The 14215-nt window shown below is 66.2% G+C and carries 12 protein-coding genes; 8 read left to right on the forward strand and 4 right to left on the reverse strand.

Features of this window, described 5'->3' with window-relative positions:
* Position 1: 1 nt before the first annotated feature.
* Positions 2 to 700, forward strand: a complete 699-nt coding sequence (locus tag QH168_RS03485) for a hypothetical protein (protein ID WP_280232919.1) — start codon at positions 2 to 4, stop codon at positions 698 to 700.
* Positions 697 to 2178, forward strand: a complete 1482-nt coding sequence (locus QH168_RS03490) for an MFS transporter (RefSeq protein ID WP_280232920.1) — start codon at positions 697 to 699, stop codon at positions 2176 to 2178. The genes QH168_RS03485 and QH168_RS03490 overlap by 4 nt, the downstream gene beginning before the upstream one ends.
* Before the next feature lie 59 nt (positions 2179 to 2237).
* Here QH168_RS03490 and msrA read toward each other — a convergent pair whose 3' ends face one another.
* Both msrA and QH168_RS03500 read right to left on the reverse strand, forming a co-directional pair.
* Entirely contained in the window at positions 2238 to 2753 is a 516-nt protein-coding gene (gene msrA / locus QH168_RS03495; RefSeq protein ID WP_280232921.1) for a peptide-methionine (S)-S-oxide reductase MsrA, read from the reverse strand.
* A 241-nt stretch (positions 2754 to 2994) separates the two neighbouring features.
* Entirely contained in the window at positions 2995 to 4545 is a 1551-nt protein-coding gene (locus QH168_RS03500; RefSeq protein ID WP_280232922.1) for an alpha/beta hydrolase, read from the reverse strand.
* A 302-nt stretch (positions 4546 to 4847) separates the two neighbouring features.
* Here QH168_RS03500 and QH168_RS03505 point away from each other — a divergent pair, with 302 nt between their 5' ends.
* The 4 genes from QH168_RS03505 (at position 4848) to QH168_RS03520 (ending at position 10574) form a co-directional block, all read left to right on the forward strand.
* On the forward strand, positions 4848 to 6671 hold the full coding sequence (locus QH168_RS03505) for an alkyl/aryl-sulfatase (protein WP_280232923.1): 1824 nt from the start codon (positions 4848 to 4850) through the stop codon (positions 6669 to 6671).
* A gap of 115 nt (positions 6672 to 6786) precedes the next feature.
* Positions 6787 to 7209, forward strand: a complete 423-nt coding sequence (locus QH168_RS03510) for a DUF6325 family protein (protein ID WP_280232924.1) — start codon at positions 6787 to 6789, stop codon at positions 7207 to 7209.
* Positions 7210 to 7220: 11 nt separating this feature from the next.
* Positions 7221 to 7535 carry an SHOCT domain-containing protein gene (locus QH168_RS03515; protein ID WP_280232925.1) on the forward strand — a complete coding sequence of 105 codons (315 nt, stop codon included), beginning with the start codon at positions 7221 to 7223 and terminating at the stop codon, positions 7533 to 7535.
* Positions 7536 to 8207: 672 nt separating this feature from the next.
* The gene (locus tag QH168_RS03520; RefSeq protein ID WP_280232926.1) at positions 8208 to 10574 is read left to right on the forward strand and encodes an arylsulfatase; all 2367 of its coding nucleotides are present in this window, start codon (positions 8208 to 8210) and stop codon (positions 10572 to 10574) included.
* Positions 10575 to 10718: 144 nt separating this feature from the next.
* Here QH168_RS03520 and QH168_RS03525 read toward each other — a convergent pair whose 3' ends face one another.
* Both QH168_RS03525 and QH168_RS03530 read right to left on the reverse strand, forming a co-directional pair.
* Entirely contained in the window at positions 10719 to 11390 is a 672-nt protein-coding gene (locus QH168_RS03525; protein ID WP_280233003.1) for a flavodoxin family protein, read from the reverse strand.
* Positions 11391 to 11767: 377 nt separating this feature from the next.
* The gene (locus QH168_RS03530) at positions 11768 to 12346 is read right to left on the reverse strand and encodes a TetR family transcriptional regulator (protein ID WP_280232927.1); all 579 of its coding nucleotides are present in this window, start codon (positions 12344 to 12346) and stop codon (positions 11768 to 11770) included.
* A gap of 87 nt (positions 12347 to 12433) precedes the next feature.
* Between QH168_RS03530 and QH168_RS03535 the strand changes: the two genes are divergently transcribed.
* Both QH168_RS03535 and QH168_RS03540 read left to right on the forward strand, forming a co-directional pair.
* A complete protein-coding gene (locus QH168_RS03535) occupies positions 12434 to 13675 on the forward strand; it encodes an MFS transporter (RefSeq protein ID WP_280232928.1) in 1242 nt (413 codons plus the stop codon).
* Positions 13676 to 13730: 55 nt separating this feature from the next.
* A complete protein-coding gene (locus QH168_RS03540) occupies positions 13731 to 14120 on the forward strand; it encodes a nuclear transport factor 2 family protein (RefSeq protein WP_280232929.1) in 390 nt (129 codons plus the stop codon).
* The last annotated feature ends 95 nt before the right edge of the window (positions 14121 to 14215 follow it).

Consider the following 14215-nt stretch of genomic DNA (forward strand, 5'->3'; position numbering starts at 1 on the left):
TGTGCCCACCGTGTTCCGGGATCCGTGGATTCCCGACGGCGAGAAATCGGTGTACTCGGTCCGCCTCGCCGATCGGCGGCAAGGGTTCGAGATGACCAACCTCATCACCCGCGAGCCCGGCGGCTACCTGTCGGCCCTCGAGGCCAGGATCGGTGGCGCGGGACGCGGTGGCGCGGCGCTGTCGATGACGATCGAGCAGCGGTTCACGCGGGCCGGTGAGCGGTTGCGCGCCGAGCACTATCGGGCCGAGACCCGCTCCGGCGCCACGGTGGTCTCGCGGGAGGAGGCGAACTTCCTGCACACCACCCATCTGCAATTCGCTGGTGGTCCGGCGCCGTATCCGGCGAACATCATGCCGATCGCCGGTGGGTTGACACTGCTGCGCGGGCTCGACTTCGCCGAGGGGCATATCGAGTCCATCGACGTGTGGTTGGCGTTCTCGGTGCATTGGCGGTTGCTGGCGAAAGTGGAGAAACGCGCCACTGTCGAGGTGCCCGCCGGGAGCGTGCCCTGCTGGCAGGTGCGGCTGCGTCCCGGCTTCGCGCAGGTGAACACGCTGTTGGACAAGGTGATCGGCGGAATTCTGCCGCCATTCCTCGCGCATTTCGAGGAGGCGCCACCGCATCGACTGGTGCGGATGAGTTTCCCCACCCAGCTCGCGCTGTCGGGTCCGCGCGCGCTCATCGAACTCACCGCATGACCATGGCGGCGAACCTGGCGACCATCCGGGACCGGGTCGGCGGCGAACTCACCGCGTGGCTCGCGTTCACCGGCTGCCTGATCGCGGTGTTCATGCAGATGATCGACGTGACGATCGTGAACACCGCACTGCCCGATCTGACCACCGATCTGCATGCCTCCCGGTCGGCGCAGCTGCTGGTGATCTCCGGCTATGCACTCGCCTTCGCCTGTACCCTGCTCACCGCCGCCCGGATCGGGGCGATGGTCGGCCGCCGGATCATGTTCCTGACGTCGGTGGCGGCGTTCACCGCGGCGTCGATGTGGTGCGGTCTGGCCACCGACGCCACGGAACTGGTGCTGGCCCGGGTCGTGCAGGGGGCGGCGGGCGCGGGGATGGCGGCGCAGACCATCGCGATCCTGACCGCGAGCTTTCCGCGGGAACGTCATCCGCTGGTGTTCGCGCTGTACGGGGCCGTGGCCGGATTCGCCGGGATGCTCGGACCCATCGTGGGCGGCGCGCTGATCACCATCGATATCGGGGGGTGGGGCTGGCGCTCGGTCTTCCTGATCAACCTGCCCATCGGGCTGTTCGCCTTCGCACTCGGCTGGCGTTACCTGCGGCTCGGGCGGCCGGAGCAGCGGGATCGGCTCGATCTCGGCGGGGTGGTGTTGTCGACTGCCGGGCTGTTCGCGCTGATCTTCGCGCTGGCCGAGGTCCAGCAGCGGGGGTGGCGGCCGGAACTGATCGCCGCGATGGCCGCCGGTCTGGCCTTGACTGCGATGTTCGTGGCCCATCAACGCAGACGGTCCGGGCGCGGGGCCAGCGCGCTGATGCGACTCGACCTGTTCGACGATCACGGTTTCCGGGTCGGTTCGATCCTGGTCGGCGCGTTTTTCGGGCTGTTCACCGCGTTCGTCTTCGCCGCATCGATCACCATGCAGGATGTGCTCGGCTATTCGCCGTGGCGGACGGGTCTGGTGATGACCCTGTTCGCGCTGGGCGCGGGCGCCGGTGCGATCGGTTCGCTGGTGCTGGTGCGGCGCTGGGGGATTCGCGTCCTCGCCGCCGGGATGGCGCTGTTCGGCGGTTGTCTGGCCGCGGGCGCCGTCTATCTGCGGTTGACCGGGGGCGAAGTGAATGCACTGCTGGCGGCCGGTCCGGTCGTCGCCTCGGGTTTCGGTATCGGGGTGTTCGGTGTACAGCTCCAGCCGATCATGCTGTCGGGGCTGGACGCGGATCGGATGTCGGAGGCCTCCGGGGTGCTGCCGACCATCGAGCAGGTCGGCAACGCCGTCGGGCTCGCGGTCCTGACCACGCTGTTCTTCGGTTCACACACCCTCGGCGGCAGTATCACGATGATGGTGGCGATCGCGGTGGTAGCCATGGGGCTGGCCGTGCTGACCCTCGCCATGCCGGAGGGGAAGGAGTCGCTCGGTCCGGATCGACGCTCCCATCCTCGTGGATGCCAGGGCGGGCCTGCACACGAGGTGGCGTGACGAGGCGGCCCGGTAGCGGACGACGTCCAACTACCGGGCCGGTGAGCTGTGTGTGATCCCTACTGCGCGGTCGTGCTGCGCTTGGGCAGCTTCCAGCCGGGCCGTGGGAAGTGGCAGGTGTAGCCCTCCGGGAAGCGCTCCAGATAATCCTGGTGCTCCGGCTCGGCCTCCCAGAACTCGGGCGCCGGTGTCACCTCGGTGACCACCTTGCCCGGCCACAGCCCGGAATCGTCGACGTCGACGATGGTTTCCAGCGCGGTGCGCCGCTGGTCGTCATCGAGATAGAAGATCTCGGACCGGTAGCTGGTGCCGATGTCGTTGCCCTGCCGGTCCTTCGTGGTGGGGTCGTGGATCTGGAAGAAGAATTCGAGCAGCGCCCGGTAATCGGTCTGCTCGGGGTCGTAGACGATCTCGACCGCCTCGGCGTGACCGGGATGGTTGCGGTAGGTGGGGTGATCGTTGCTGCCGCCGGTGTAGCCGACCCGCGTCGACAGCACTCCCGGCTGCTTACGGATCAGGTCCTGCATCCCCCAGAAGCACCCACCCGCCAGCACCGCTTTCCGTGGACTGCTCACACCGTCTCCTTCTCGATCGCGAATTCCTGGTATCGCCGTTCGTCCGGTACGAGCCGCGCCGGGGCGGACCGGGACGTCGGGTCGACGGGTACAACGTGGCAGAGGGTCGGGCGTATTCCATCAGGCAGGCACATATGCGCCGTGGTCGGCGGGCGTGCGAACCTGCCCGAACACGGTTGGGCCCGGCGGCGGGGCAGGTGCCTCGAACGGCGTCGGGGCGACGTCGGCGCGGGGCCGCGGTTCAGCCGGTGAACGGCACGTGTGCGGGTGGGCATTCGGTGGTCGGCAGCTCCAGATCGATCAGATACCGCTGCTGGACGGCTCGCACGCAGGGGCTGGTCGGATCGTGTCCGTATCCGGGGACGACCAGCAGCTGCGCGTTGCCGAGGGCGCGTTGTGCGCGTTCGGCGTGCGGTAGTGGCGTGGCCGGATCGAAACGGTTGTTGATGAGCAGCGCCGGGGTTTGCGTATGCAGCGTCCACGGGCCGGTGTACCGCTGCGGGTAGCCCGCCGGCGGAGCGGGCCAGGAGGCGCAGGCCTGGAGCGGATACAACCAGTACGGCCCGTAGCCGGGCGCGGTCGCGGCGAATTCGGGCCAACGGTCCGGGTCACGGGGGAAGGAGTTGTCGGCGCAGGAAATCGCGGTGTAGGACTCGAGGAAATCCTCGGTGTACGGCGCCGCCGACAGGATTTCGGCGGTGGTGCGTGGATCGCCGTTCGGGCCGCGTTCGAGCTCGGCGAGCAGCTGCGCCAGCGCGGCCCAACCCTGTGCGGAATCGTAGAGCAGGGCCACATGTACCAGCATCACGTCGTGGTAGCTCACCGGCAGCGCGTCCGCACCCGAACCGACGACGATCGGCTCGCGCTTCAGCCGGTCCAGCAGCGCTGTATCGCGTTGTCGCACTCCATCACCCGCGAACGCGCACGCACCGGGACCAGCGAGTTCACACAGCCGCGCGAACTCGGCGAACACCTCCTCGGTGCCGGCCGCGGTGCCGGTGAGCGCCGCGACGCTGTCGTTGGTGTAGCGCTCGGGGTCGATCATCGAACCGAGCTGCAATGCCCGCACCCGCTCCCCGAACAATGCGCCGTACACCTGACCCAGATAGCTCGCATAGGAGTAGCCGATGTAGTTCAGCTGCGCGTCACCGACCGCGCGTCGCAGCAGATCCAGGTCGCGCGCCGCGTCGACGGTGGTCAGATGCGGCAGCAGATCACCGCTGTGCTCAGCGCACCCCGCGGCCAGTTCCCTGGCGCGGGCGGCCGCGGCGGCCCGCTGGTCGGTGTCCACCGGCGGTAACGACAATCCACTCCAGAACCTGTGCTGGGCATCGGGATCGGCGAAGCAGCGAACCTGGCCGCTGCGCCCGATACCACGCTGATCGAAGGTCACCACGTCGAAGCGGCGCGCGAGTTCACCCGACAGGATGTCGGTATCGCGAGCCCAGTCGTACCCGGAGCCGCCCGGTCCGCCGACGGCGGCGAACAACGTACCGATGCGCTGATCGGGATCGGTGGCCGGTCGGCGGATCACCGCCAACGGCAGCGAGCGCCACTCCGGCCGCGCATAATCCAGCGGCACCTGCGCCTGTGCGCATTCGTAGCCGTCGAGTTCGGGTTCGCCGCATGAGCCCCATTCCAGCCGTGGCGTCGGCACGGCATCGGCTTCGGCGACCAACCGCGCCACACGCGGCGACGGCCCATCACCACCGCCCGATTCCGTCTCCGAATCGACGCATCCGGTCAGCGTCGCCGCCAGCACCACCGCAAGAACAGCTCTCGTCCATCGCACCGCTCGATGATCCGTGGGCACGGTGGACGCGACATCCTCCTTTGGATCGATATGCGACCCGGAGATCACCATGACCCGGGGTTCGCCGGGTGCCGGGACGGAGTCGACGGCGGGCACCGGGTGGAATTCACCCGCGACGGGTGAACCGGCCGCTGATATTCCTGGTTAGCGTTCGCGATGTCCGCTGCCGGTCGGCAGTGGCCGGGGCTCGAGCCGATCCGAGCAACCGGCGCGCCCCCGAACCGAGGTCGGCGCCCGCTACGGCGCCCTGACCTGTACCGGAATGTCGAGGTGGAGGAAACATGGCGGCACAGCCGAACTTCGATGACACGACCGACTTCGAGAACGCCGACCGCGGCTTCATCGAGGCGCTCGACCCGCCGGAGATCCGCGCCGCCGACGGACGCGTCATCTGGGATACCGGCGCCTACGAGTTCCTGTCCGGCGAGTGTCCCGCGACCGCGAATCCCAGCCTGTGGCGGCAGGGGCAGCTGTGCAGTAAACAGGGGCTGTTCGAGGTCACCGATGGCATCTATCAGGTGCGCAATCTCGATCTGTCGAATATGACGCTGATCGAAGGGCGCGAGGGCGTCATCGTCATCGATCCGCTGATCTCCGCCGAGACCGCCGCCGCGGCGCTCGCACTGTATCGGCGCCACCGCGGTGACCGCCCGGTCACCGGCATGATCTACACCCATTCGCACGTCGACCATTTCGGCGGGGCACGCGGAATCGTGCCGGAAGGGCACGCACCGGTGCCGATCCTCGCACCGAGCGGCTTCCTCGAACATTCGGTGAGTGAGAACGTCTACGCGGGTAACGCGATGACCCGCCGCGCCATCTTCATGTACGGCACCGGATTGGACAAGGCGCCCGACGGGCAGATCGGCGCCGGCCTCGGTATGACGACATCGACCGGGACCGTCACCCTCATCCCGCCGACGGTCGACATCACCCATACCGGTCAGGTGGAAAAGGTCGACGGTGTGCGGATCGTCTTCCAGCTCACCCCGGGCACCGAAGCCCCCGCCGAGATGAACTTCCTGTTCCCGGACCGACGGGCGCTGTGCATGGCCGAGAACGCGACACACAATATGCACAATGTGCTGACCTTGCGTGGCGCGGTCGTGCGCGACAGCCGGGTCTGGGCGCACTATCTGGACGAGGCGATCGGCCTGTTCGGCGACAAGGCCGATGTCGCCTTCGCCTCCCACCACTGGCCGACGTGGGGCGCGCCGAACTGGATCGCCTGGCTGGTGAAGCAACGAGACATGTACGCCTATATGCACGATCAAACCCTTCGCCTGACCAATCGTGGACTGACCGGCGCGGAGATCGCCGAAGAACTCGCCCTGCCACCGGCCCTCGACGAGACCTGGGCCGATCGGGGCTACTACGGTTCGCTCAGCCACAACGTCAAGGCGATCTATCAGCGCTATATGGGCTGGTTCGACGGCAACCCCGCTCACCTGTGGGAGCATCCACCCGTCGAGCTGGCGCAACGCTACGTCGCCGACTACGGCGGCGTCGACGCCGTGATCGCCAAAGGACGCGAGTACGCCGAGCGCGGTGATCTACGGTTCGCGGCCACCCTGCTCAACCACGCGGTGTTCGCCGAACCGGGCCACACCGCGGCCCGAGAGGCGCTGGCCGAGGTGTACGACAAGCTCGGCTACGGGGCCGAGAACGGACCATGGCGCAACTTCTTCCTGGTCGGCGCGCGCGAACTGCGCCACGGCGCCACACCCGTCGATATCGATACCGCGAGCGCGGAACTGATGTCCGCGCTGAGCGTCGATATGATCATCGACTCGCTGGCCGTGCGCGTGGACGGGCCGAGGGCCGCGCGGTCGGATTTCACGATGGACTGGAAACTGACCGACGAAGACCGCGTCGTCCGATTGACCATGTCGAACGGTGCGTTGACCCATCGCACGGGCACCGCCGACGCGCCATTGCGAGGCTCCGCCGATCTGACCCTCACCTTGACCAAGGACCAGCTGCTGAGCATGTTCGCGGGCAAAGCCACCGCGGGCATCGGCATCGATGGCGACCAGTCGGTCCTGACCACCCTCACCGGCCTGCTCGACGCCCCCGACCCGCGTTTCCCGATCGTCACGCCGTAGCGGCGCTTCTGGGTGTCGCCTCACCGGGAATCCGGGTCCGGCGCTCCTGTGGCACGCGCCAGATCATCCGCATCGGGTGAGGCGCCGGGCGGTCGGGTCTCGGCACGATGAGGTCATGACGCGCTCATCCGAACTCGGGCCGGTGGAGATGGTCGTTCTCGCGTTTCCAGGCACACGCATCGACCGAGCCGTCACCACCGCGCTGGCCGAAGTGGTCGACCGCGGCTACGTGACCGTGCTCGACCTCATCTACCTGGCGATGGACGACACCGGCGCGATCCGCCAGGTCGAAGTGGACGAGCCGCTCACCGATATCGGCCTAGACGGTGTCACCGTCGACTCACGCGGCCTGGTCAGCGATGACGATCTTGACGTCGTCCGAGCCGCGATGGACCCCGGCACTTCGGCGGTCGTGATCGTCTACGAGCAGACGTGGGCACGGAAGTTGGCGGGCACAGTTCGCGGCGCAGGCGGAGAAGTCGCGCTGCACGTGCAGATCCCCCGCGACGCGGTCGAAGCCGCCCTGTCGGTTCAATAGGAGGAGGACACATGGTTTTTCGCGGAGGACGAGCCGGGCGACCAGGTCTGCTCGGCACAGTCGCACGCACGGCTGTCATTTCGGGCACTGCGCGCGCCACATCGAACGCCGTCGACCGACGAGCACAACGCCGTGCGGCCGAAAGCCAGGTGTATGCCGAACAACAGCAAGCCCCGCCGCCACCGCCCCCGATGCCAACGCCACCGCCTACTCCTTCCGGTTCCGAAGACCTGGTGGCGAAGCTGCAACAACTCGGCCGGCTACATGAGTCCGGTGTGCTGTCGGACGACGAGTTCGCCGCAGCCAAGCGTAAATTGCTGGGGTGAGGAGCATGCACGGGCAACGGCATCCACACGGCGCTCACCCCACCGCGAATCCGTTCTCCAAGTGGCTGCGGTCTCCGGTCCGTTTCGCTCGAGACCCGCGTTGATCGCATCGGGCCTCCTGGCCTTGGGAAAGCGTGCTCGATCTCGGTGTGATCGCACGATGACATCGATGCCGTCCTCGGTAGGAGAGCGGCGACCATCAGTTGGATCGCTCAGGGCGTCTCCGGAGTGCGTGGCGACGGTCACGATGGAGTCACGACGGGGCAACGCCGGGGGTGTCGGTGTCCGAAGACTTCGACCGCCGTGCGCTGCGCTCGGCCGCGAATCCACATCCCGGCCGAAGTGGCCGTCCCCGAATGAGAAACTTCGGGAACGCAAGCGGAATCGGCTGGCACACGAAAACTTTCGAGGTCCGCGACTTTACCGAATCGCTCCCGCAGTCGAATTCGATTGCCCCCGTCGAACCATGAAGCCAAACGCCGGAAGTCACGGAATGAACACAGATGCCGAAGAGATGTGCAGTTCGATAACAACTCTCGGTATATGAGGGAATACCGGGAAGCATCGGGTTTTCGAGTACTCGTCTCCGGGATATTGTTCTCGCAGCAGTGCACTCTCGGGCCGGCCGAGGTCTGCGAGCGCTCCGATATCGGCAGAGGAATGTGAGTAGCCATGGTGGAGCGAAAGAACGTGCGTCGCGAGGTACTTCCGATTCCCGATCGGCAGCATCTGGGCCTGACCACCTACGATGCGAAAGATCCCGATACGGCGTTTCCGCCCATCGAACCCTTGTTGCCGCCGGCCGGGGCGCCGAACGTGCTGGTGGTTCTTCTCGATGATGTCGGATTCGGTGCGAGCAGCGCCTTCGGTGGTCCGGCGCAAACCCCGACTGCGGAACGATTGCAACGCGGTGGATTGACCTACAACAGATTTCATACCACCGCGCTGTGCGCACCGACCAGGGCTGCATTGCTCAGCGGGCGCAATCATCATTCGGTCGGCATGGGGATGATCACCGAAACCGCGACCTCCGCGCCCGGTTCATCCGGGCTGCGACCCAATACCAAGGCCACATTGCCGATGATATTGAAGCTCAACGGATATTCGACAGCGCAATTCGGCAAATGCCATGAGGTCCCACCGTGGCAGACCTCGCCGATCGGACCGTTCGACGCGTGGCCGACCGGCGGCGGCGGATTCGAGCACTTCTACGGCTTCATCGGTGGCGAGAACAATCAGTACTACCCAGCGTTGTACGAGGGCGTCACCCCGGTCGAACCGGACACGACGCCCGAACAGGGCTACCACCTCACCGAAGACCTCGCCGACCACGCCATTGATTGGATCCGCACCCAAAAGTCGCTCGCTCCCGACCGGCCCTTCTTCGTCTATTTCGCACCCGGTGCGACCCATGCACCGCACCACGTGCCCACCGAATGGTCGGACAAATACGTGGGAAGGTTCGCCGACGGGTGGGATGCGCAGCGCGAAGCGATACTCGCCGAACAGAAGCGGCGCGGTGTGGCGCCTGCCGATGCCGAACTGACCGCACGCCCCGACGTGATTCCGGCGTGGGATGATATGGACGACACGCTCAAACCGGTGCTGGAGCGGCAGATCGAGGTCTATGCGGGATTCCTCGAGCACACCGACGTCCATGTCGGCCGGGTCATCGACGCCATCGAGGCACTCGGCGCGCTCGACAACACGCTGATCTTCTACATCATCGGCGACAACGGAGCGTCGGCGGAAGGCACGGTCAACGGCGCCTTCAACGAGATGGCCAATTTCAACGGCCTCGCCGCGATCGAAACACCCGAGTTCATGGCGCAGGTCAAGGAAAAACTGGGAACGCCGGAAGCCTATAACCACTATTCGGTCGGCTGGGCGTGGGCGATGTGCGCACCGTTCCAATGGACCAAACAAGTTGCCTCGCACTGGGGCGGTACCCGCAATGGCACGGTCGTCCATTGGCCGAACGGCATCAAGAGCAAAGGCGCGGTGCGGTCGCAATTCACGCACGTCATCGATGTGGCGGCGACAGTGCTCGAGGCGGCCGGGCTGCCCGATCCCACGTTCGTCAATGGCGTTCAGCAGTCCCCGCTCGAGGGGGTGAGCATGGCGTACAGCTTCGACGAGCCCGATGCACCAGAGCAGCACGACGTGCAGTACTTCGAGATGGCGGGCAACCGTGGGATCTACTACAAGGGCTGGAGTGCGGTCACCCGGCACAGCACGCCATGGCTTCCGAACGAGGTACTTCCGTCCCTCGACGACGATGTGTGGGAACTGTACGACGGCAGCACCGACTGGACACAGGCGCGCGATCTGGCCGCCGAGCAGCCCGAAAGGCTCGCGGCACTGCAACGCCTGTGGTTGATCGAGGCGGTGAAATACAACGTCCTGCCCATCGACGATCGCAGGTTCGAACGTCTGAATCCGACCATCGCGGGCAGGCCGCAGCTGGTGACGGGCAATAAGCAGGTGATGTTCCCCGGGATGCGCAGGCTCAGCGAGCACAGCGTCATCGATATCAAGAACCGGTCGTTCTCGGTGACCGCGGCGATCGAGACGTCGAAGGAGGGACCGACCAACGGTGTGGTCATCGCCCAGGGCGGTCGATTCGGCGGATGGGCGTTCTATGTCCGGGAAGGGCGGGTGAAATTCGTCTACAACCTGCTCGGCATGACCGAGTGGGTCATCGGCGCGACCGAAGATCTGACCACCGGTCGTCACCAGATCCGGGCGAGCTTCGCCTACGACGGCGGTGGTCTGGCCAAAGGCGGCGAAGTCACCCTCTACGTCGACGGCCGAGCCGTTGGCAGTGGACGGGTCGAGCAGACCCAGCCGATGATCTTCTCCGCCGACGAGACCACCGATATCGGGGACGATTTCGGTATGCCTGTCAGCGCCGACTACTCCGGGGTCAGCAAATTCAACGGAAGCATCGACGTGGTTCAGCTGGACGTAGGCGACGACGACCACTCCCATCTCATCGACCCCGCTGAGGTGGCTCGCGTCGCGACCTCGCGTCAGTAGCAGTGAATCGTCGAGCGGCGCGCAGCAGGGCGAGGTGGCGCTGGTGCGCGCTGATCTCGTATCCGGCTGGCGGTGATCCCCAGTCGCAGCCGAATGGCCGGGCACTCTCGGTGCGGTCGGACGATGGGCCTGCTGTGCCGATCGTTATCGGTGTTCGGGGTTGGCGAACTCGGGGCGGCAGCCTGCGTCCCATTCGCTGCGCCGGTTGCCCTCCGCGGGGAAGCCTCCGGTGTCCCGCAGCATCGCGGCCAGGTGCAGCAGGTTGTAGGTCATGAAGGTCAGGTTGCGGTTGGTGAAGTCGTTTGCCGGGCCACCTGAGCCGGGGTCCAGGTAGGAGGGGCCTGGGCCGGCTTCGCCGATCCAACCGGCGTCGGCTTGCGGCGGGATGGTGTATCCGAGGTGCTGCATGCTGTAGAGCAGGTTCATCGCACAGTGCTTGATGCCGTCTTCGTTTCCGGTGATCAGGCATCCGCCGACGCGGCCGTAGTAGGCGTACTGTCCGGCGTCATTGAGCAGGCTCGAACAGCCGTAGAGGCGTTCGATCACTCGTTTCATCACCGAACTGTTGTCGCCGAGCCAGATCGGACCGCAGAGCACAAGGATGTGCGCCGACATGACCTTGTCGAACAACTCGGGCCACGCATCATGCGCCCAGCCGTGCTCGGTCATATCCGGCCACACACCGGTCGCGATGTCGTAATCGACGGCACGGATCGCCTCGACGTCTACGCCGTGCTGCCGCATGATGTCTGCCGAACGGTCGATCAGCCCGCCGGTATTGCTGACTTCGGGCGATGGTTTGAGAGTTGCGTTGATGAACTACGCCCTCAGTCCCTCGAACTGGCCGGATACCTCACGCTGTTGTGCTGGTTGATCCACGCTCAGCTCCTTTCTTCGCGGCCGACCACTGGCCGAATTATCCGCGCGGCAGCCGCGCTTCGCACTCCTCGAACGGCACTCCGGACTGGACGCAGTCGTAGAGGCCGCTTTGGACGTCGCCGGAGGTGGGTGGCTCACCGCAGAGAAGTCCGCAGCGTCGATAGCCTGGTACTTCAGATCCATCGGGGAAGTGGCAACCGCTGGTCGGCGAATTCGATGGGGGTGCAAGGCGGCCGTGATCGGGGTGCGGCCGGCCCGATCACGGCTGGCGGGAGTTGCGCCCGCCTTGAAGTCCGGATCTCGCCACGCCAGTTCTACTTGTCAGAGGCTGACCTGCCGGCCAGCGCGCGAACGGCGGAGGAGACGGCCGCCCGGAGCTGATCCGGCGTGTAGTCGGGACCGAGAATCATGCGGCGCAGCTGCGGCATGGCGAGGCTCCATCCGACGAGTCCAAGGGTGAAGAACATGAGGGCACGCGGATCGTCGTCGCGTGCTCCTGTTGCAGCTTCGGCAGCGTTGATTTTATCGAGGTAGTGCTGGGTACGTGCCTGCTCGTCCGGAACCGGATCGTCGCCCATTTCGAGCGCCTCCCACAGCAGGAGCCGCAGGGCCTCGGGATGGGCGTGGTGGTAGTCGAACAGGGCTGCGGCATAGGCGCCGAGGTCGGCATCGTCGCGGGGCGGCACTGCTGCGGCCAGGTCGGTCATCAGCCGTTCCAGCACAGCGGCGAACAGTGCCTTCTTATCGCCGAAGTAGTCGTAGATGGCTCGCTTGTTGGCTTTGGCCGCGGCGGAGATGCGATCCACACGTGCTCCGGCGACACCATGGGCGGCGAATTCCTCCGCCGCCGCGATGAGGATACGTTCCTTGGTTGCCGCTGAGTCGTATGCCATGCCCTCGAGTGTAACGAACCAGTTCGTTTGACAGTGTTGAGCACAGACTCCTAGCATTCGAACTAACTAGTTCGATCGCTTATGGAGATGGTGATGACCACTACTGAAGATCAGCAACTCGCCCCACCCGCCGCCGCCGGTTTGTCCGTGCGCCCGTTGTTGTTCGCGGTGATGGCGATCTGCAGCGGAGTGACCGTGGCGAACGTGTATCTGGCGCAACCGCTACTGACGTTGTTCGCCCGAGGTCTGGGTGTCGCGCCGTCGGCGACCGGTGTGGTGGTGACATGCGCGCAGTTCGGGTACGCCGCGGGGATCTTGCTTCTGGTGCCGTTGGGCGATGTCCGCCGCCGGCGGCCGTTGCTGATCGTCATGCTGGCCGCGACCGTGATCGCGCTGCTGCTCGCTGCGGCTGCGCCCGGCCTGTCGCTGCTGGCGGCCGCTGCGGCGCTGGTGGGCGCATTCACTGTCGTCCCGCAGGTGTTGGTGCCGCTGGCTGCGGAGCTGGCCTCGCCGCAGCGGCAAGCCTCGGTTGTCGCCTGGGTTCAGATCGGGCTGATGACCGGCATCGTCGGTTCTCGCGTAATCGGCGGCGCGGTAGGCGAGGTGTTCGGTTGGCGGGCGGTTTACCTGCTGGCCGCCGTGCTGACCGGCGCGTCCGGGCTGCTGACCGTTGCCCTGGTTCCGCGTGAGCCTGCCCGTGCGGCCACGATCGGCTACGGCCGCCTGCTCGCCTCGCTGCCACGACTGGTGCGGGCCGAACCGGCTCTGCGCCACTCGTGCCTTCTGCATGCGAGCCTGTTCGGCGCCTACAACGCCACCTGGACCTCGCTGGTGCTGGTCCTCACCCACGAGCCGTATCACTTCAGCACCGCCGCCGCGGGATTATTCGGGACGCTAGGGCTGGCAGGCGCGGTCGCCGCGCCGTGGGCCGGGCAGTTCATCGACCGTCGCGGCGCTCTGCCGATCATCACCGCGGCGCTGGCGCTGACTCTGCTCTCTGCCGCGGCTTACGCACTCGGTCGCACCGCGCCGGCCTTCATGATTGTGGCGATCGTCTTGGTCAATATCGCGGTGCAGTGGAGTCAGATTGCCAACCAGGCCCGCATTTTCGCCTACCTGCCCGAGGCACGCAGCCGCGCCAACACCGTCTATATGGTCGCAGTCTTCCTCAGTGGCGCGATCTGCGCCGCTGTGGCGGGAGTCTGCTATGCGGCCTTCGGCTGGCCCGGTGTCTGCGCCTTGCAGGCTGCGCTCGCCATGGCCGGACTGGCGGTGCTGCCCTTCGCCCGCCGCCACGATCGCAGGAACCGCACAACGGTATCCTCCTGAGCCCCAACGACTTCCCTGATTCCACTGTTCCCGCAACCATTCCAGGAGATCACCGATGGCCATGCCCGCGATGCCCACCGCCGTGATGCAGTTCTTCACCGCTTCGCAGTCCGGCGACGCCGACGCCTGGGCCGATGCTTTCGCCACCGACGGCGTCTTCCACGATCCGGTCGGTGAACCGCCGATCGTCGGCCGCCCTGCCATCCGCGAGTTCATCGCCTCGGTGCTACCGAACTTCAATCCCTTCTTGGGCCTCACTCCCCGCGATGCCTACACCGTCGCAAACTCGGTCGCAGTGTCATGGACCGGCGCGGCTGTCACCGGCACGGGCATTCCGGTGAACTGGTCAGGCATCAACGTCTACGACCTCGACGCCGACGGCCTCATCCGGGAAGCTCGCGCCTACTTCAACCGGGCCATCTTCCAGGTCCAACTCGACCGGTAACCCGACCGGCGCGAGCCCAAGGCCCGGTCGGCGGGCCAATGCCTGCTGTCGAGGGCTCGCGCACCCGAGGCATCCCTCGGACTATGTCAGGAAAC

Source organism: Nocardia cyriacigeorgica (genome assembly GCF_029868385.1).
GTDB classification, from domain to species: domain Bacteria; phylum Actinomycetota; class Actinomycetes; order Mycobacteriales; family Mycobacteriaceae; genus Nocardia; species Nocardia cyriacigeorgica_F.